Below are 18,606 nucleotides of genomic sequence, written 5' to 3'. Positions count from 1 at the left end.
TCACGTCGTTGCACGCTTCTGGCTGCCGTCACAGGCAGTAGTCAGTTAACCGGACTAACATTTTCACCGGATACGTACAGAAGACGAACAAAGAGGGCTTCGATGAGCACTGTTTATGCCTATGCCGCGCAATCGGCGACCGAGCCGCTGGCCAAGACCACCATCACCCGCCGCGAGGTCGGGCCGCACGACGTGGCGTTCGACATCCATTTCGCCGGCATCTGCCATTCCGACATCCACACCGTCAAGGGCGAGTGGGGCACCCCCAACTACCCGGTGGTGGCCGGTCACGAGATCGCCGGCGTCGTCACCGAGGTGGGCGCCGAGGTCACCAAGTACAAAGTGGGCGACCACGTCGGAGTCGGGTGTTTCATCGATTCCTGTCGTGACTGCGACAACTGCAAAGCCGGTCTGCAGCAGTACTGCACCGGCGACTACGGCATGCACGGCACCTACAACTCGACCGAGCGCGACGGTTCGCCGACCTACGGCGGCTACAGCGGCGCGATCGTCGTCGACGAGAACTACGTCCTGCGCATCCCCGACAGCATCCCGCTCGATGCGGCCGCTCCCCTGCTGTGCGCAGGCATTACCTTGTTCTCGCCGCTGCGCCACTGGAACGCCGGGCCCGGCAAGAACATCGCCGTGATCGGCCTCGGCGGCCTCGGCCACATGGGGGTGAAGCTGGCCCACGCCATGGGCGCGCACGTCACCGTGCTGTCGCAGTCGCTGAAGAAGATGGAAGACGGGCTGCGACTGGGCGCCGACGAGTACTACGCGACCAGCGACCCGGACACCTTCGCCAAACTGGCAGGCCGCTTCGACCTGATCCTCAACACGGTGTCGGCCAACCTCAACCTCGGCGCCTACCTGAACCTGCTCAAGGTCGACGGCACCCTGGTGGAGCTGGGCATGCCCGAGCACGCCATGGAGGTGCCCCCGTTCCCGCTGGCCGGGATGCGCCGCAGCCTGTCCGGCTCGATGATCGGCGGTATCCCCGAGACCCAGGAGATGCTCGACTTCTGCGCCGAGCACAACGTGCTGCCCGAGATCGAGGTCATCGCCCCCGATTACATCAACGAGGCCTACGAGCGCGTCCTGGCCAGCGACGTGCGGTACCGCTTCGTGATCGACACGGCGTCACTGCGCGGCTAGAAGCGGCATTTTCGTCAACGCCGCTGGTTGCAGTCACCTGGTGACTGCAACCAGCGGCGTTATGCGTTATTGGTCTTCCGGGTCAAGGCTGGCATCGAACTCCAGGTCGACGCCGGCCAGCGGCCAACCCGCGGCGGCCAGTTTCGCCGCCACGCGGGCGATGTTCTCCGGCCCGGCGTCGTGGTCCGTGACCTCGGCGATGAAGATGGCGATGTCGTCACGTTCGATGGGATCATCGATGTCGGCGGGCGCTGCGGCCTCGGCGATATTGCGCACCACCTCGGCGACCTGTTCCTCAGTCAGCGGCGTGGCGCGCAGCAGCGCCAGCAGCGGCACCCGATCGGTACCGGGCACCCCCTCTGGATAGCCGGCGCGCAACCAGTTGAGGACCGAGATCAGCAGCGTCTTTGTCGACACTCCGTCAGTTTCGTCGTTGCGCGGCCGAGCCACCACTGGAGGAGCCGACAGTTGGGCGGTGCTTCATTCGTGATTCACCGCCAAAAACACCCGGTTTCGTCGGCGAGCACACGCGAAAGTACCTCAAATCCACCAATATTGGGTACTTTCGCGTCTGCTCGGCCGGGAAACTAACCCGGCGCGGCCTGAGCTGAGATGGTCTGCTCCCCCAGCGTCGACGGCGGCAACGCGGTTTCGCCCACGCCGGGGGTGTGCAACTTGCCGGCCAGCCAGGGCAGCGCGCCGGCAAAAGCGTTGGCGGCGAACGCCCAGTCGTGCCGGCCCGGCGCGGTGGTCACCGCGCACCTGATCGCGACGGCCCGGGCCGCCTCGCACAGCGTGGTCGCGGCAACGTCCTGCGCCTCGGGGTTGGCCGACGGGTCGTGGGTGCTGCCGCCTCGGGCGGTGGGCACCTCGAACCACGCGGAGACGTCCGAGTACCGGCCGTGGCGCTGCATGATCGTCACAGGGTCGTAAGCCGCCCAGGCCTCGGCATCGCCCCCGAAGAGCCGGTTGATGGTCTGCTGCTTGTTCCCCGCATTCGGGCGCAGATCGCCGGCGATGTCGACGAATGCACGGAACATGTCGGGATGCATCAAGGTCAGGTCCACCGCGCAGGTACCACCCATCGACCACCCGGCGATCCCCCATCCGTCTCGGTCTGAGCGCACACCAAAATTCGAGATCAGGTACGGCACAACATCTTTGGTCAGGTGGTCGGCGGCGTTGCCCCGAATCCCGTTGACGCACTCGGTGTCGTTGGTGAACGAGCCGGTGGCATCGACGAACACGAACACCGGTGCATTGCCGCCGTGCCCGGCCGCGAATCCGTCGAGAATGCCCAGCACGTTCCCGGCCCGCAGCCAATCGGCCGGGGTGTTCAGTTGCGATCCGATCATCATCACCGCGGGAAGTTCCGGCGGCGGATTGCCGGCGAACCACGCCGGTGGAAGGTAGACGAGCTCACTGCGGTGGGTGAAGCCGGAGGATTCGGAGCCGATGGTGACCGGCACCAGCACGCCACTGGGTGGCCGAAAATGAGCCAGCTGCATCTTCGTCACGGTCAACCGATCCGTCTGCCCCGGCAGTGGACTGGAGGTGAACTGGTTCCACATCGCATACACCGTCGGGAAATAGCCGACCCACATGTTGAGCGTCAGACCACAGGCCAGCACGCATACCCCGACGGCCACCGCCGAGACTCCGCGGCGCCACCATCGCGCGCTCACCCAGCCCACCAGCAGCACCCCGACGGCCAAGGCCGTCAACGCGATCCAGGCCCACAACTCCGGTGGGCCGGCGTTGCCGGCCACCCCGATCGAATCGATGTAGGAGTACATGACCGCCGCCACCGCCGCTGCCGCGACCACCAGCGCCGGAAGCGTCCGCAGGCGCCACCGCGGCGTGCGCCAGCCCACGGCGGCTCCCAGCAGCACCGCGGCGCACGCCTGGACGACAACTGGAAACCAGCCGTGGATCAGCGAGATCTGCGCGACGAGCTGGTGCATAGGCACCTTTTCCTATCAGCGGCAGCTGTCAACTCGCTGAAGGATGCGCGCCACTGAAGTCACCTCATAAGGTGAACGGATGCGGATGAGAATGCTGGTGGCCCTGATGAGTGTGGCGGTGACCGCCGGCCTCGGTGTCCCCGGTATGGCTGCCGGCGACCCGCCACCACCGCCTCCACCGCCGCCGCTCGACCTCAACGCGCTCACGCCGGTGAAGCCGTCTGACTTCGCGATGCGAGGCGGCGAGTTCTACGCATTCGCGGCACCGGGCGACATCGCCTGCGCCATCAGCCGTGGGTCGGGGAATTACGGCTGCAATGGCCCGCTACCGGCAGCGCCAGACGGGGCCAACACGGTCACGGGCGCGCAGCAGGGGCCGCCCACGTTCGCCGCCGACAACCGGCAGCTGGCCGCCTTCGACGGATTGCCCAACCGGTTGCCGCCGGGATCACGGATCAGCTTCCGCAACGTGACGTGTGGGACCGACGGCACAGTGACGATGTGCAGCAACTCTTTTGACGGGGCAGGGTTCGTCCTGAGCCCCGGGAACAGCTACATCCTCGATCCGAACAATCCGCTGCTGCTCAACACCGGCGAGGGGCACAATCCCTACGTCAACTGACTAGAAGTCCCAGTCCTCGTCTTCGGTGACGACGGCCTTGCCGATGACGTAGCTGGAACCCGAGCCCGAGAAGAAGTCGTGGTTCTCGTCGGCGTTGGGTGAGAGCGCGGACAGGATCGCCGGGTTCACGTCGGTCTCGTCCTTGGGGAACAGCGCCTCGTAGCCCAGGTTCATCAAGGCCTTGTTGGCGTTGTAGCGCAGGAACTTCTTGACGTCCTCCGTCAGCCCGACCTCGTCGTAGAGGTCCTGGGTGTACTCGACCTCGTTGTCGTAGAGCTCGAAGAGCAGCTCGTAGGTGTAATCCTTGAGCTCCGTACGCTTTTCCTCGTCGATGAGGGCCAGCCCGCGCTGGTACTTGTAGCCGATGTAGTAGCCGTGCACGGCCTCGTCGCGGATGATCAGCCGGATCATGTCGGCGGTGTTGGTCAGCTTGGCCCGGCTGCTCCAGTACATCGGCAGGTAGAAGCCCGAGTAGAACAGGAAGCTCTCCAGCAGCGTGGAGGCCACCTTGCGCTTGAGCGGCTCGTCACCCTTGTAGTACTGCATGACGATCTCGGCTTTGCGCTGCAGGTTGGCGTTCTCCTCGGACCAGCGGAACGCATCGTCGATCTCGGCGGTCGAGCACAGCGTGGAGAAGATGTTGGAGTAGCTGCGGGCATGCACCGACTCCATGAAGGCGATGTTGGTGTAGACGGCTTCCTCATGCGGGGTGAGCGCGTCGGGGATCAGGCTGACCGCGCCGACGGTGCCCTGGATGGTGTCCAGCAGCGTCAGACCGGTGAACACCCGCATGGTCATCTGCTTCTCGTGGGCGCTGAGCGTGCCCCAGGACGGGATGTCGTTGGACACCGGCACCTTCTCCGGCAACCAGAAATTGCCGGTCAGCCGATCCCAGACCTCGGCGTCCTTCTCATCCTGGAGTCGGTTCCAGTTGATCGCTGAGACACGGTCGATCAGCTTCATGCCTTCGCTCACCAGAACCTCATTTCACCAGGTCGTTGTGTTTGCCGGACAGTACCCAAGACACTACCCCTGGGGCTAAGCCTCAGCGGGGACCGCAGTATCTAGTGTTTTCGTGTCGCGACCGGCATGCAGGAACTCGAACTCGTCGGGGTCCAACTTGCGCGTCGCCAGCCAGTACTGCCAGGTCATGCCGCTCCATAGGGTGCGGTTGACGCCATGGGCGTCCATGTACCAGCTCCGGCAACCGCCGGTGTTGAACACCGTGTGGGCCAGATCGTGTTGCAGCTCGCTGTTGTACTCCGTCTGGGCCCGCGGGGTGGGCGACAGTGCGGCAGCGCCGGCCTTGTCGACGGCCGCGATGGCCTGGCCGACATAGCGGATCTGCTGTTCGATCATGAACACCACCGAGTTGTGTCCGAGTGCGGTGTTCGGCCCGAGCAGGAAGAACAGATTGGGCATGCCGGACACAGCGATGCCGCGGTGGGCGGCCATCCCCTCGCGGTTCCAGCGGTCCACCAGGTCCTCGCCGCCGGCGCCCTTGATGTCGACGTAGGTGTAGGAGTCGGTGACGTGGAATCCGGTGGCGAACACCACGACGTCCGCCGGATGCTCGACGCCGTCGGCGGTGACGATGCCGGTCGGCGTCATCCGGGTGATGGACTCGGTGATCACCTGGGTCTTGAGATTGGCGATCCCGCGGTAGTAGGTGTCGGAGTTGAGGATTCGCTTACACCCCGCCCGGTAGTTCGGGGTGAGCTTGCGACGCAGCTCGGGATCTTTGATGCTGCGGTTAATGTTGTAGCGGCCCATCGCCTCACCGATCTTGAGCAGCCGCGGCTGCTGCGTCATGGCGAAGCCCACGCCCTCGTGGATCCAGTAGATGGCGGCGCGCATCGCTGCGCGGGTGCCGGGTACATAGCTGAATGCGCGCCGCATCCATTGCGGGAACTTGTTATTCACCCGCGGCATCACCCACGGTGGGGTGCGCTGGTACAGGTGCAGCTCGGCCACGTCCTTGACGATCTCGGGCACGATCTGGATGGCGCTGGCACCGGTGCCGATCACCGCGACCCGCTTACCGGTCAGGTCGACGCTGTGGTCCCACTGCGCGGAATGGAAAGCCGCACCGGCAAATTCGTCGCGCCCCTCGATGTCGGGAATCAGCGGCACGTGTAAGCCGCCGGCGCCGGAGACCAGGAACTGGGCGATGAACTCCTGGCCGGTATCGCTGAACACATGCCAGCGCAGTTCCTCGTCATCCCAGTGCGCGCGGTCCACGTGGGTGTTGAACCGGGTGTAGCGGCGCAGCCCGTATTTCGACGCGACGCCCAGCAGGTAGTCCTGGATCTCGGGCTGGAACGACCACATGTGGCTCCAGTCCGCCTTCGGCTCGAAGGAGAACGAGTACATGTGCGACGGGATGTCGCAGGCGCAACCCGGGTAGGTGTTGTCGCGCCACGTGCCGCCGAACTCGTCGGCCTTCTCCAGGATGAGGAAGTCGACGCCTCGGCGTTGCAGCTCGATCGCCATCCCCATTCCCGAGAACCCGCTGCCGATGATCAAGGCGCGGGTCTGGATTGGTTGCTGACCCTGCGGAGAGGGTTGGCCAGCCGTCATAGCTCAGGTCCTTTTCTGGGAACGGCGGTACCGGATACTTCCCAGTTTGCGGACCTGGGACTCGACTGTCAACGAGATGGTCAGCTGGCGTGCTGGCGACGCTGGACACCCTCGTGAAGCGGCAGGTCCGGGTCGATCCAGATGCCGAGCAGTTCGCAGGTGCCGTTGATGGAACCGACCATGATGGTGGTCAGGTGGTTGACGAACTCCGGCGCCGGCATGCGGCGCGGGCTGTCCTCGTCGGTGCCCAGCCACCAGTCCGTGGCCGACGCGCAGGCCCCGAACGTGGCGAACGCGGCCAGCTCGATCGCGGCCCCGTCCAGTTCCATCTCGCGCAGTTCGTTGGAGAACATGTCGGCCATCGCCAGGGTGATGCCGCGGCCCTCGTTGAGGGCCCGCATGGTCGATTCGCTCTGTTCGGCGAACCGGCCCTGGATCAAGAATCGCAGCACGTTGGGGTGCTCGTCGACGAGTAGCACGTACTGCTCGACGCTGCGACGGATGACCTCACGCGCCGGGTCGGCGCCGAGGTTGATCACCGGGAAGATGGCCGACCACAGCATGTCGCGCAGCCGCTCACCGATCGCCTGGAACAGGTCCGACTTGTCGGCGAAATGGCGGTAGATCTTGGGTTTGGCGGTGCCGGCCTCTTCGGCGATCTCCCGCAGGCTGACCTCGGGGCCGAGCCGGTCGATCGCCCGGAACGAGGCCTCGACGATTTCGGAGCGCACCTTCTTGCGGTGCTCACGCCAGCGCTCGCTGCGGGCGTCCACCTTGACACCCGCACCATCGCTGGAATGTGATCTCGACGCTCGCCGCACTCGCTCACTGTACCTGCCCTGGTGGCGCTGACCTGCCCAGACCGCCGGGCAACACGCGGTTTTGCCGTTTGACCCGGTCGTTCGCCCGTCACGCTGGCGTCAAGTGCCTTCGGTACTATCGCAGCGACAGTCAACCGATGAGACGAGGCTCATGACGCAGCGATATGACCTGGTCATTGCTGGTGGCGGCCCTTCCGGGGCGGCCGCGGCATGGCAGGCCGCTCAGACCGGCGCCAAAGTGCTGGTCCTGGACAAGGCGGAGTTCCCCCGCGACAAGCCGTGTGGTGACGGACTGACCGCCCGCGCGGTGAGCTACCTGCAGAAGATGGGCCTGGCCGACGAGGTTTCCAAGTTCCACCGGATCGACAAGGTCACGGTGTACAGCCCGAGCGAGTGGGACCTGTTCTTCCCGCGTCGCCCCGGCATGCCCGATCACGGCCACACCGTGAGCCGCACCGAGCTGGACACCCTGCTGCTCAAGCACGCCGAGTCGGCGGGCGCCGAGGTGCGCCAGGGCGCCGAGGTGGCCGGGCCCGAGTTCGACGCCAACGGACGCGTGGTCGGCGTGGCGCTCAAGAGCGGCGAGAAGGTATTCGGCGACGCGGTGATCGCGGCCGACGGTGCCTACTCCCCCATCAAGCGGGCCCTGAAGATCGACTCGGAGTACAACGGCTACTCGGCCATCGCGATCCGCTCGGAAATGCATGCCAACCGGCCGGACTCCAACACCTTCGAGATCTATCTCAAGCTGCTGTTCCAGGGCGATCAGCTGCCCGGCTACGGCTGGGTGTTCCCGATGGGCGGCGGCCGCTTCAACATCGGGCTGGGTTACGTCAACAGCTACAAGAACTGGCAGTCGATCAACGCCACCCAGTTCCTCGGCGACTTCCTGCGCACCCTGCCTGCCGAGTGGGAGCTGCCGCCGATCGAGGAGCTCAAGAAGAACAAGAGTGTGCGGGCCTGGCGATTGCCGATGGGCTTCACGGCCTGGCCGCCGTGGCGTCCGGGCGTGCTGTTCGTCGGGGATTCGCTGGGTGCCGGTAAGCCGGCGTCTGGTGCCGGCATCTCCAAGGCGCTCGAATCCGGCCTCACCGCAGGGGAATGCGCGATCGCAGCGCTGCAGAACGGCGGCCCCGACGACTTCACCAACTACGGCCAGCGCATGCAGGCCGCCTGGGGACGGGAATACCGTCGTGGTCGCTTCTTCCACAAGCTCGCGGGGATGCCCGCCGTTGCGGGTGCGGGCCTGAAGGCGTTGGACAACCACACGTTCCGGGATCTGCTGCTCAAGTCGCTGTACAAGAAGGCACAGAGCCCGCAGCACACATAGCGCGTCGATCAACGGCGAGGGTCTCGACATTCGTCGGCTGGATGAGTACACCAATAACGTGCCCGATCCAACCGACGATGTCTGGCAAGTCCTGTCCACCGCCCGATCGATCCGCCGGTTCACCGACGAACCCGTCGACGACGAGACGCTCAACCGCTGCCTGCAAGCCGCGACCTGGGCGCCCAATGGGGCCAACGCCCAGCTGTGGCGCTTCATCGTGCTGGATGCACCCGAACAGCGCGCCGCGGTCGCCGAGGCAGCCCAGATCGCCCTGCAGTCAATCGAATACATCTACGGGATGACGCGGCCGGCCGCCGACGACGAGAGCCGTGCGGCACGCAACAACCGAGCCACCTATGAGTTGCACGATCGCGCCGGCGAATACACCTCGGTGTTGTTCACCGCGTTCAAGACCGAGTTCGCCTCGGAGTTCCTCCAGGGTGGGTCCATCTATCCGGCGATGCAGAACTTCTACCTGGCCGCGCGTGCCCAAGGGCTGGGCGCGTGCATCACCAGTTGGGCGTCCTACGACGGCGAGAAGGTCCTGCGCACATCGATCGGCATCCCCGACGAGTGGGTCCTGGCCGGACACATCGCGGTCGGCTGGCCGCGCGGCAAGCACGGCCCGGTCCGTCGCCGACCGCTGTCCGATGTGGTGTTCCGCAACCGGTGGGATCCGGAGCGCGCCGACATCACCTACGGTCGCGGCGCCCGCCCCCGCGGCGGCCCCGACGCCTGAAGCCTCCACGCCGTGCGGCGTGGAGGCTTCGGCCCGAGAATCGCCGGCCTTTAGGTCAGGCCGATGTAGACGGATTTGGTGTTGAAGTAGGCCTCCAGCCCCTTCTTGCCACGCTCGCCGCCCCAACCGGACTGCTTGTGACCGCAGATCGGCATCGACGGGTCGGCCGCCAACGCGGAGTTCACCCAAATCTGGCCGCCGCGAAGGGCATTGGCCACTCGATGCGCCCGGCTCAGATTCTCGGTCCAGATCGCTCCGGCCAGGCCGTACTCGGTGTCGTTGGCCGCCGCGATCGCCTCTTCCTCTTCGTCGAAGGGGATCACCGACCCCACCGGTCCGAAAATCTCTTCCTTGATCAGCCGCATGTCCGGGGTGGTGTTGGTGATGATCGTGGCCTCGTAGAAGTACCCCTTGCGGTCCATCGGCTTGCCACCGGTGATCACCTCGGCACCACCGGCCACCCCGTCGTTGACGATGCCCTCCACCCGGGTGCGCTGCTTCTGGCTGATCAGCGGCCCCAGCACCGAGGTCGGGTCCTCGTAACCGCCCATCGGCAGCATCTTGGCGAAACCTGCCAGACCCTCGACCACCTGGTCATAGATCTTGCGCTGCACATAGATCCGCGAGGTACACGAGCAGTTCTGCCCCGACCCCGCGAGCAGCCCCATACCCGCACCCATGATCGCCTTGTCCAGATTGGCATCGTCGAACATGATCAGCGGTGACTTACCGCCGAGCTCCAAGGTCAGGCGTTTCAAGTTGCCCGCGGCAGCCTTGACGATCAAGCGGCCAACCTCTGTCGATCCGGTGAAGGCGATCTTGTCGACATCCGGGTGCGCCGTCAGCGCCGCACCGGTGGTCTCGCCATAACCGGTGATGACGTTGAGGACACCATCGGGCAGCCCCGCCTCGCGGAAGATCTCCTCCAGCTTGAGCGCGGACAGCGGGGTTTCCTCGGCGGGCTTGAGCACCGCACTGCAACCGGCTGCCAACGCCGGGGCGACCTTGAGCATCGCGACGAAAAACGGCCCGTTCCACGGGATGATCAGGCCGACGACCCCAACCGGTTCCAGCTGGGTGAAGGTGTGGTACTCCTCGAAATGTCCCAGCAGACCGTCGGAGATCAGATTGGCCGATTCACCGTGAATCTTGCCGACCCAGCCGGCGTAGTAGATCAACATCTCGTTGGCGACCTTGATGATCTGCTGGGCAGCCATCGCATTCATGCCGTTGTCGCGCGCCTCGATCTCGGCGAGCTCTTCGGTACGCGCCTTGATGATCTCGGCAGCCCGAAACAGCACGTCGGCACGATGGGCGGCGGGTAGCTTGCGCCACACCCCCGATTCGAAGGTCTCCCGCGCCCGGGCCACCGCCGCATCAACGGCGGCCTGATCCGAATCCGGGACCTCGGCGATCTGCTCCTCATTGGACGGGTTGAAGACCGGGATGATTCCGCCGCCGATACGGTCCTCGACTGCAGCATCGACGTCGATGGTGCTACTCACTGTCCTACATCCTTTCGTTGGACCGGCCTGAGTGGAGAGCGCATTCTCTGCCGGGTACCGCTGGAGCCCCACTCCCCAAGCTGTCGATCTGCGCATTGGTGCATGCCGCAAACCACCCCGAGCTTATGCGCGTAAGTATCAACCGTCCAGAGGTCCACGACAAACAGAAGGAGGCAGACCCCACATCATCCGCCCGCAACACCGGACTATTTGCCCATAAGCGGCCGCATCTGCGGAGTCCTGTGGAGGAATTGGTCAGCTCACCGCCCTCTCACGGCGGACGTTGCAGGTTCCAGTCCCGCCGGCGTCACCAAACACCGGCTGCGTCAGCGTCGGCCGCGCTGGGCCCGGCCCGGCTTACGGGCAACCTTGCCCGCGGCCGCGCGAGCGGCCTGCTTGGCGAGCGTCTTCTCCCGTGCCGTGCGTTTCGGTGCCGGCTGGGCCTGTCCCCGCGACGAGCCGGGCTTGCGGCCGCGCACGATTCCGATGAACTCCTCGACCAGTTCCGGCTGCGGCCCCTCTGGGAAAGCAAGCACCACAGGACAAGTCGGCGCATCGACGATCGGACGGTAGGTCAGGTCCTTACGGTGATACAACCGCGCCAGTGACTGGGGGACGATGAGCGCACCCATCCCGGCGGCGACGAGTTCTATTGCATCCTTGGTGGTTTCGGGTCGGTGATCGACCGGATTACCCGGGGCGTCCACCCAGGCGACGACATCGTCGAGCGGGAGCAACGTCGGCTCGCCGTCGAGGTCTGCCGTGGTGAGCTCGTCGGCGGCGCTGAGAACGTGATCGGTGGGCACCACGACCACCGTCGTCTCCTCGTAGAGCGGAATCACGGCCAGCCCGGACGTGTCGGCCGGTAGCCGCAGTAAGGCCACGTCGACGTCGCCGTCGCGCACGGCGGCGGCCGCGTCGGCCGTGGCGACACCGACCAACTCCAGCGGGACCCCGGGGTGGCGTTCCGCCCAGATCCGCGCCCACTTCGCGGGTGTCCCGCCAGGGACGTACCCGAGGGTCAGGGACTGCGAGGTCACCGCCTCAGGTTACCGATAGGCTGAATCCATGAGCAGGCCGAATGCGCAGTCCATGAAACCCGCCACGGCGGCCAAGAAGCTGGACGTGTACCTGCCCGCGACGCCTGCGGAGTTCCAGGAGAACCCGATCACCCGCGACGAGCTCGCCGCCCTGCAGGCCGACCCGCCGCCGTGGCTGAAAGACCTGCGCAAGAACGGCCCGCACCCGAAGAACCTGGTGGCCGCCAAGCTGGGCATCTCGATCGCCGGGTTGGCCCGCGGCGGCGTCGGGAATGCGCTCACCACCGAGCAGATCGATGCCCTGCTCGCGGAGAAGCCGGAATGGCTCGTCGCAGAACGTGAGAGCTACCAGGAGGTACTGGAGGAGCAACGGCGCCTCAAGGCGGCGCGGCGCGACTAAACGCCGAATGGCTACTTATTGCAGGAAATTTCGCGATTTGCGTGCAGTAACTAGCCAGTCGACGGGGTGACCGCGACGCCGCAGAGAGCGCGCCCCGCGGAACTGAGCTGAAAGCGGAGCGGCTTTCGGGATATCACATCGACAAGCCCGGCATCGACAAAACTCTGCACCCTGGATCGGACGAACTGTTTGGACCGTGTCCCCGAATCGGTGAGCTCATCGAGCGTCAGCACACCGCGAGGACCGAAAAGGGCGGCCTGCCCAAGTGGGTAAAGGATTGCGCGACCGTCGTCGTCAATGTCAGCCGGAGCGTCGACGACGCGCCCAATGTCGCGGATGCACTGGTGTAGCACAGAGAGTGCTTCCCGACGCTCATCGAGATCAGTCGCAAGGCGGTGCTGCGCCTCGCTGAAGATCCCGAGCATCACCTCGACGAACGGCGTCGCATCCCCTCGGTTCAGCGGGTGTTCGACCTCCGTAAACGCGCGGTAGTAGTTGTCTTTGTTGTCGAAGATCGTCGCCGACAACGAGAACCACGAGATCGGTGACAGCAGTTCGCCGATATCGAGGGCCATCAAATAGCGCCCCGTCCGGCCGTTGCCGTCGTAGAACGGGTGGACGACTTCGAAGATCAGATGCGAAACAGCAGCCCGGATCAGCCGCGGTACCTCCTCATCGCGGCGTTGAGCGAGCATCACCGTCAGCGCGTCATCGATTGCACTTTCCGGCGTCATCCCGACATGAACAACCTTCTGACCCGAGGTGATCGACACCGTGTCGGCGCGAAACCGGATGCCGTCCGGCTCTTCGCCCGGCGCCACCTCGCCAGCGGTCACCGCGTCATACAGAGCCCGGATGTCGTCGAGAATCTCCGGCGGCGACACCGTGCGGTCGCCAAGTGCCTCATACAGACGGACCAACTCACGAAACCGACGCTTCTGTGTCGAGCCGTCCTGCAATGATCTCAAGGCATCGGCGATCTCGCGCCGCGTAGACCTGACGTTCTCGATGTCGTTGGTCGCCTGAATCTCTTCGACGATCATCGAGTGGAGGTAGTGAGATTGAGCAATCAGCGGCAGCGATGCCCAGACATTCTGCGCCCGCGCGTCGAGCATCATTACCCGCTCTGTCAGCACGGATATTTTAGGTGTCGTCATACAGAACATCTGACGCCCACCGAGACGAAAATCCCAGGTCATGGCCGATGGCGACCCCCGACGCGCGCGCTCTTCCGTGTCGGCGCCCGCAGCGTCGCGCTGATGGAATATCGACTTCAGCGTGCGATACGACATCCTTCGCACCCTCCCCAACTGATCTGGATCCACGATTACATCACTGTCGCGCGCAACGCCTGCGTCTATTTTATGCAGAACGCCATCTATATAAAATAGATGCCTCAACGACGTCGCCGTGTTGGCCGCTTTTGGTGACCGTATGGGGCGAAAATAGTGACTCGATGACGCATTCCGAACGGAACCGCCGGCACCCGATGCCTGACACTCCAAGCCCTCCGCTGGGCATCGCCACCTTCAACGTCAACGGGATCCGGGCGGCCCGCCGTCGGGGCTTCGAGTCCTGGCTCGCCGGGCGGAGGCTCGATGTCGTGGCCCTGCAAGAGTTGCGCTGCGCACCCGAGCAGGTCGGCGCATTCGACGGTTATCACGCGGCAATCGACTGCGGCTCAGTCCCGGGCCGCAACGGCGTCGCGATCCTGACACGCGAAGCACCGGCGGCCGTACGGACCTGGGTCTCGCATCCACCGCGCACCCGGGACCTCAGGGTCTACGCCCACGAGGGCCGGTACCTCGAGGTCGACCTCGCGCACACTCCCCTCACGGTGGCGTGCCTCTACCTGCCGAAGGGCGGCCTGCCGGCACACCTGCAACGGCCGGGCAACATGCGCGACACACCTGACGGCGGCGCCAAGTACGACCGGAAGATGCGCTTCCTGGGGGCGTTCGCCCGCGAGCTGCGCCGGAACCGCCGGGCGGCGCTCGGGGCAGGCCGCGAGTTCCTGCTGCTCGGCGACCTGAACCTGGCCCATCTTCCGCACGACGTGACCAATTGGCGGCCCGCGCAGAAGATGGAGGGCTTCCTCCCCGAGGAACGCGCCTGGCTGGACGCACAGATCGGGCCCCGCACGCTCGTCGACGTGGTCCGGACGGTGCACGGCGACCGCCCCGGGCCATTGTCCTGGTGGAGTTGGGCCGGCGAGTCGTTCGTCAAGGACGTGGGCTGGCGGATCGATCACCACCTGGCCACGCCGCGGCTCGCGAAGACCGCCGCGTCGGTGACCGTCGACAAGGGACCCACACCCGGCGCGCGGCTATCCGACCACGCACCCGTGGTGGTGCGGTACGCCTTCCGTTGAACACCGGTGACGGGTCAGTGGCTGAACGTCGCCGGCATCCGCGAACACGGTGGGCCCACTCAAGCCGAATGGCCACTTGTGACACGCGTTTTCGTGATTCGCGTGCCATAACTGGCCAATCGGAGTCAGGGCGTCACAACATGCAGCTGACGCAACCCTCCACCTCGGTGCCTTCCAAAGCCATCTGGCGCAACCGGATGTAGTACAGCGTCTTGATTCCCTTGCGCCAGGCGTAGATCTGCGCTCGGTTGACGTCGCGGGTGTTGGCGGTGTCCTTGAAGAACAACGTCAGCGAAAGCCCTTGGTCCACATGCTGAGTGGCCGCGGCGTAGGTGTCGATGATCTTCTCGTAGCCGATCTCGTACGCGTCCTGGTAGTACTCCAGGTTGTCGTTGGTCAGGTACGGCGCCGGGTAGTAGACCCGGCCGATCTTGCCTTCCTTGCGGATCTCGATCTTGCTCGCCACCGGGTGGATCGACGAGGTCGAGTGGTTGATGTAGGAGATCGACCCGGTCGGTGGGACGGCCTGCAGGTTCTGGTTGTAGATGCCGTGCTCCTGCACCGAGGCCTTCAGCGCGCGCCAGTCATCCTGCGTCGGGATGTGGATCTCGGCGTCGGCGAAGATCTGCCGCACCTTGTCGGTGGCCGGCTCCCACACCTGCTCGGTGTACTTGTCGAAGAACTCCCCCGACGCGTACTTCGAGTCCTCGAACCCGCCGAACCGCGTACCCCGTTCGATCGCAATGCGATTCGAGGCCCGCAGCGCGTGGAACAGCACGGTGTAGAAGTAGATGTTGGTGAAGTCGACGCCCTCTTCGGAGCCGTAGTGGATCCGCTCGCGGGCCAGGTAGCCGTGCAGGTTCATCTGCCCCAGGCCGATCGCGTGCGAGCTGTTGTTGCCCTGCTCGATCGACGGCACCGACCAGATGTGGGTCTGATCGCTCACCGCGGTCAGTGCCCGGATGGCCACCTCGATGGACTGCGCGAAGTCGGGTGAGTCCATCGTCTTCGCGATGTTCATCGACCCGAGGTTGCACGAGATGTCCTTGCCCACCTTGGAATAGGACAGATCGTCGTTGAACTCCGAGGCAGTGGAAACCTGCAGGATCTCCGAGCACAGGTTGGAGTGGGTGATCTTGCCAGCAATCGGGTTGGCCCGGTTCACCGTGTCCTCGTACATGATGTATGGGTAGCCCGATTCGAACTGCAGCTCGGCCAGCGTCTGGAAGAACTCGCGCGCCTTGATCTTGGTCTTGCGGATCCGTGCGTCGTCGACCATCTCGTAGTACTTCTCGGTCACCGAGATGTCGGCGAACGGAACCCCGTAGACCTTCTCGACGTCGTACGGCGAGAACAGGTACATGTCCTCGTTCTTCTTGGCCAGCTCGAAGGTGATGTCGGGGATCACCACACCCAGCGACAGCGTCTTGATCCGGATCTTCTCATCGGCGTTCTCCCGCTTGGTGTCCAGGAACCGGTAGATATCGGGGTGATGGGCATGCAGGTACACCGCGCCGGCCCCCTGGCGGGCACCCAGCTGGTTGGCGTAGGAGAAGGAATCCTCCAGCAGCTTCATGATCGGTATGACACCCGAGGACTGGTTCTCGATGTTCTTGATCGGCGCGCCATGCTCACGAATGTTGGTCAGCAGCAAGGCAACTCCGCCACCGCGCTTGGACAGCTGCAGGGCCGAGTTGATGGAGCGCCCGATGGACTCCATGTTGTCCTCGATGCGCAGCAGGAAGCAGCTCACTGGCTCACCGCGCTGTTTCTTGCCCGAGTTGAGGAAGGTCGGGGTGGCCGGCTGGAAGCGGCCGTCGATGATCTCGTCGACGAGCTGCTCGGCCAGCACCGTGTCACCCGCGGCCAGCGTCAGCGCCACCATCACGACCCGGTCCTCGAAGCGCTCCAGGTAGCGCTTCCCGTCAAAGGTCTTGAGCGTGTAGGAGGTGTAGTACTTGAACGCGCCGAGGAAGGTCGGGAACCGGAACTTCTTGGCGTAGGCCCGATCGAGCAGGCCCTTGACGAAGTTGCGGCTGTACTGGTCGAGCACCTCGCGCTCGTAGTACTCCTTCTCGATCAGGTAGTCGAGCTTCTCGTCCTGACTGTGGAAGAACACCGTGTTCTGGTTGACATGCTGCAGGAAGTACTCGCGCGCGGCGAGCACATCCTTGTCGAACTGAATCTTGCCGTCGGCGTCGTACAGATTCAGCATCGCGTTGAGCGCGTGGTAATCGGTCTCGCCGGGCAGGCTGTGCCCGGGAGTGGTTACAGGCTCTGCAGCTGTGACGGTTGGTGGCACGTCTGGTCCTTCCAAAAGTCTTTCAACCCCGCGCGGACGGCTTCCACATCGTCCGGGGTTCCCATGAGTTCGAAGCGATAGAGGTACGGCACACCGCATTTCCGCGAGACCACATTGCCCGCGTAGGCGAATTCCGCACCGAAGTTGTTGTTGCCCGCGGCGATGACGCCGCGGATCAACGACCGATTGTGTTCGTTGTTGAGAAACGCGATGACCTGCTTGGGCACGTAGCCACCGTTGTTGATGTCGGGGGTGGCCCGGCCGCCGCCGTAGGTGGGAAGGATCAGCACATAGGGCTCGTTCACCTCGATGCGGCCGTGCAGCGGAATCCGGGTGACAAGCTCCTCGGGCCACTTGAGCTTCTGGACGAAGCGGTGGGTGTTCTCCGAGACGCTGGAGAAGTAGACGAGATGGCTCATCGTTTCCCCCATCCTCTCCCCGTTGTGATGACCTCCGTTACGCGCTGGCCGAGACTGTGCTGAGGGCCTTGATCCGGTCCGGCCGGAAGCCCGACCAGTGATCGTTACCGGCCACCACCACCGGGGCCTGCAGGTAACCGAGCGCCATGACGTAGTCGCGGGCTTCACTGTCGAGGGTGATGTCGACCTTCTCGAACTCGATGCCCTGCTTTTCCAGCGCCTTGTAGGTGGCGTTGCACTGCACGCATGCGGGCTTGGTGTACACGGTGACGGTCATCTTCGGTACGGCTCCTCTTGCGGAAAGTGAAGAAACTGGACAGGTGACTGGCAACTGATCGGGTAACGACGTTTCACTGATGTTCAGCGACCTTCGGGCCGCCAAAATTCCTGCCGGTCGAAGCCGCTCTCCGGCTGGTCTTGAAACCGACTCGGCCGGATTCGCTGCGCTCCGGCCGGCTCCCGAACTGTGGTGGCCTGTCGGTCTCACAGACACTACACCTAGTGGCCGACGGTTCGAAGCCATACAACATGTTCTGAATAACATTTCTGGAATTCCCAGGTCGTAAGCTTGCCAGCCGCCACTGTCGCGGCGTGTCGCACTCGACTTGACAGACCGTGTCGCGCCGCACCCCTAGATGTAGCACCAGCCACCGACAAGATGACCGGACGCGATACCGCCGATCCCCCAATAGCAAAGCCGCCGATCGGGTCGTACGACCCGATCGGCGGCAGGAATTTTGCCGTAAACCCTCGCGGACGGCAAAAAGCGATGACGAGGTCTCAGCCGACCTCGGCTGTGAGCTTGCCCACAATGTCGCGCAGCGCCTCGGCGACCTCCGTGTTCTCCCTCGGATGCTTGCCGTCGAGCGATTTGGAGGGCACCGACAGCTTGAGATCCTCGACCACCCGCGGCCCGGCGATGCCGAACGACTTGCGGGTCTCGTCGTGCGCCCAGACCCCGCCGTACTGGCCGAGCGCGGCGCCCACTACGGCCAGGGGCTTGTCCTTGAGCGCGCCGTTGCCCCACGGCCGCGACAGCCAGTCGATGGCATTTTTCAGCACACCCGGGATGCTGCCGTTGTACTCGGGGGTGACGACGAGCGTCGCGTCGGCCTCGGCGGCCGCTGCGCGCAGCGCGACCACCGGTTCGGCCACACCATCGGTGTCGATGTCCTCGTTATAGAAGGGCAACTCCCCCAGCCGGTCGAACAGCTTCAGCTGCACCCCGTCCGGCGCCTGTTCGATCGCCAACTCGGCGAGCTGCCGATTGATCGACGCTTTCCGCAGGCTTCCCACCAACACCAGCACCGTGATATCAGCCATATGACCCTCCTTGAGTTCGTCCCCGCCCCACAGTT

Annotated in this window: 18 protein-coding genes; 6 read left to right on the top strand and 12 right to left on the bottom strand. The window is 64.7% G+C overall.

The annotated features are described in order from the left end of the window. Nucleotides 1-102 precede the first annotated feature (102 nt). Complete coding sequence (locus FR943_RS10900; protein WP_217156845.1) at nucleotides 103-1,155, top strand: NAD(P)-dependent alcohol dehydrogenase; 1,053 nt, start codon at nucleotides 103-105, stop codon at nucleotides 1,153-1,155. A gap of 66 nt (nucleotides 1,156-1,221) precedes the next feature. Here FR943_RS10900 and FR943_RS10895 read toward each other — a convergent pair whose 3' ends face one another. Together FR943_RS10895 and FR943_RS10890 are read right to left on the bottom strand one after the other, a co-directional pair. Then, nucleotides 1,222-1,572 carry a DUF3349 domain-containing protein gene (locus tag FR943_RS10895; protein ID WP_217156843.1) on the bottom strand — a complete coding sequence of 117 codons (351 nt, stop codon included), beginning with the start codon at nucleotides 1,570-1,572 and terminating at the stop codon, nucleotides 1,222-1,224. Nucleotides 1,573-1,742: 170 nt separating this feature from the next. Continuing rightward, nucleotides 1,743-3,119 (bottom strand): alpha/beta hydrolase, encoded by a 1,377-nt coding sequence (locus FR943_RS10890; protein WP_217156841.1) that lies wholly within the window; start codon nucleotides 3,117-3,119, stop codon nucleotides 1,743-1,745. Nucleotides 3,120-3,198: 79 nt separating this feature from the next. Between FR943_RS10890 and FR943_RS10885 the strand changes: the two genes are divergently transcribed. Beyond that, nucleotides 3,199-3,741, top strand: a complete 543-nt coding sequence (locus FR943_RS10885) for a hypothetical protein (protein ID WP_246584966.1) — start codon at nucleotides 3,199-3,201, stop codon at nucleotides 3,739-3,741. Here the strand turns inward: FR943_RS10885 and nrdF are convergent, their stop codons facing one another. The 3 genes from nrdF to FR943_RS10870 form a co-directional block, all read right to left on the bottom strand. Then, a complete protein-coding gene (gene nrdF, locus FR943_RS10880) occupies nucleotides 3,742-4,704 on the bottom strand; it encodes a class 1b ribonucleoside-diphosphate reductase subunit beta (RefSeq protein ID WP_218045593.1) in 963 nt (320 codons plus the stop codon). It lies immediately after the preceding gene. A 75-nt stretch (nucleotides 4,705-4,779) separates the two neighbouring features. Continuing rightward, on the bottom strand, nucleotides 4,780-6,321 hold the full coding sequence (locus FR943_RS10875; RefSeq protein WP_217156837.1) for a flavin-containing monooxygenase: 1,542 nt from the start codon (nucleotides 6,319-6,321) through the stop codon (nucleotides 4,780-4,782). Nucleotides 6,322-6,401: 80 nt separating this feature from the next. Then, complete coding sequence (locus FR943_RS10870; RefSeq protein ID WP_217156835.1) at nucleotides 6,402-7,142, bottom strand: TetR/AcrR family transcriptional regulator; 741 nt, start codon at nucleotides 7,140-7,142, stop codon at nucleotides 6,402-6,404. A 151-nt stretch (nucleotides 7,143-7,293) separates the two neighbouring features. Here FR943_RS10870 and FR943_RS10865 point away from each other — a divergent pair, with 151 nt between their 5' ends. Both FR943_RS10865 and FR943_RS10860 read left to right on the top strand, forming a co-directional pair. Beyond that, nucleotides 7,294-8,472 (top strand): NAD(P)/FAD-dependent oxidoreductase, encoded by a 1,179-nt coding sequence (locus FR943_RS10865; protein ID WP_217156833.1) that lies wholly within the window; start codon nucleotides 7,294-7,296, stop codon nucleotides 8,470-8,472. Nucleotides 8,473-8,530: 58 nt separating this feature from the next. Then, nucleotides 8,531-9,211, top strand: a complete 681-nt coding sequence (locus tag FR943_RS10860) for a nitroreductase family protein (protein ID WP_217156831.1) — start codon at nucleotides 8,531-8,533, stop codon at nucleotides 9,209-9,211. A 50-nt stretch (nucleotides 9,212-9,261) separates the two neighbouring features. Here FR943_RS10860 and FR943_RS10855 read toward each other — a convergent pair whose 3' ends face one another. Then, on the bottom strand, nucleotides 9,262-10,704 hold the full coding sequence (locus tag FR943_RS10855) for an aldehyde dehydrogenase family protein (protein WP_372448134.1): 1,443 nt from the start codon (nucleotides 10,702-10,704) through the stop codon (nucleotides 9,262-9,264). Nucleotides 10,705-11,042: 338 nt separating this feature from the next. Next, a complete protein-coding gene (locus FR943_RS10850) occupies nucleotides 11,043-11,756 on the bottom strand; it encodes a LysR family transcriptional regulator substrate-binding protein (RefSeq protein WP_217156830.1) in 714 nt (237 codons plus the stop codon). A 28-nt stretch (nucleotides 11,757-11,784) separates the two neighbouring features. Between FR943_RS10850 and FR943_RS10845 the strand changes: the two genes are divergently transcribed. Then, nucleotides 11,785-12,156 carry a DUF5997 family protein gene (locus FR943_RS10845; RefSeq protein WP_217156828.1) on the top strand — a complete coding sequence of 124 codons (372 nt, stop codon included), beginning with the start codon at nucleotides 11,785-11,787 and terminating at the stop codon, nucleotides 12,154-12,156. A gap of 50 nt (nucleotides 12,157-12,206) precedes the next feature. On the opposite strand, the gene FR943_RS10840 is transcribed toward FR943_RS10845, so the two are convergent. After that, nucleotides 12,207-13,448, bottom strand: a complete 1,242-nt coding sequence (locus FR943_RS10840) for a Fic family protein (protein WP_217156821.1) — start codon at nucleotides 13,446-13,448, stop codon at nucleotides 12,207-12,209. Nucleotides 13,449-13,645: 197 nt separating this feature from the next. On the opposite strand from FR943_RS10840, the gene FR943_RS10835 reads away from it, so the two are divergent. Continuing rightward, nucleotides 13,646-14,527, top strand: coding sequence for an exodeoxyribonuclease III (locus tag FR943_RS10835; RefSeq protein WP_217156820.1), 882 nt, complete (start codon nucleotides 13,646-13,648; stop codon nucleotides 14,525-14,527). A 133-nt stretch (nucleotides 14,528-14,660) separates the two neighbouring features. On the opposite strand, the gene nrdE is transcribed toward FR943_RS10835, so the two are convergent. The 4 genes from nrdE to FR943_RS10815 form a co-directional block, all read right to left on the bottom strand. Next, on the bottom strand, nucleotides 14,661-16,829 hold the full coding sequence (gene nrdE, locus FR943_RS10830; protein ID WP_308170524.1) for a class 1b ribonucleoside-diphosphate reductase subunit alpha: 2,169 nt from the start codon (nucleotides 16,827-16,829) through the stop codon (nucleotides 14,661-14,663). Beyond that, complete coding sequence (gene nrdI / locus FR943_RS10825) at nucleotides 16,796-17,248, bottom strand: class Ib ribonucleoside-diphosphate reductase assembly flavoprotein NrdI (protein WP_217156818.1); 453 nt, start codon at nucleotides 17,246-17,248, stop codon at nucleotides 16,796-16,798. Before nrdI ends, nrdE begins: the two co-directional genes overlap by 34 nt. A gap of 37 nt (nucleotides 17,249-17,285) precedes the next feature. Next, nucleotides 17,286-17,525: a redoxin NrdH gene (locus FR943_RS10820; protein ID WP_217156816.1), complete on the bottom strand. Its 240-nt coding sequence runs from the start codon at nucleotides 17,523-17,525 to the stop codon at nucleotides 17,286-17,288. A 503-nt stretch (nucleotides 17,526-18,028) separates the two neighbouring features. Beyond that, nucleotides 18,029-18,571 carry an NADPH-dependent FMN reductase gene (locus FR943_RS10815; RefSeq protein WP_217156814.1) on the bottom strand — a complete coding sequence of 181 codons (543 nt, stop codon included), beginning with the start codon at nucleotides 18,569-18,571 and terminating at the stop codon, nucleotides 18,029-18,031. Nucleotides 18,572-18,606 lie beyond the last annotated feature (35 nt).

Origin of the sequence: [Mycobacterium] fortunisiensis (genome assembly GCF_019050325.1) — a bacterium.
GTDB lineage: Bacteria > Actinomycetota > Actinomycetes > Mycobacteriales > Mycobacteriaceae > Mycobacterium > Mycobacterium fortunisiensis.
The sequence above is the reverse complement of the archived record's forward strand: the minus strand, read 5'-3'. Positions and strand labels throughout refer to the sequence as shown.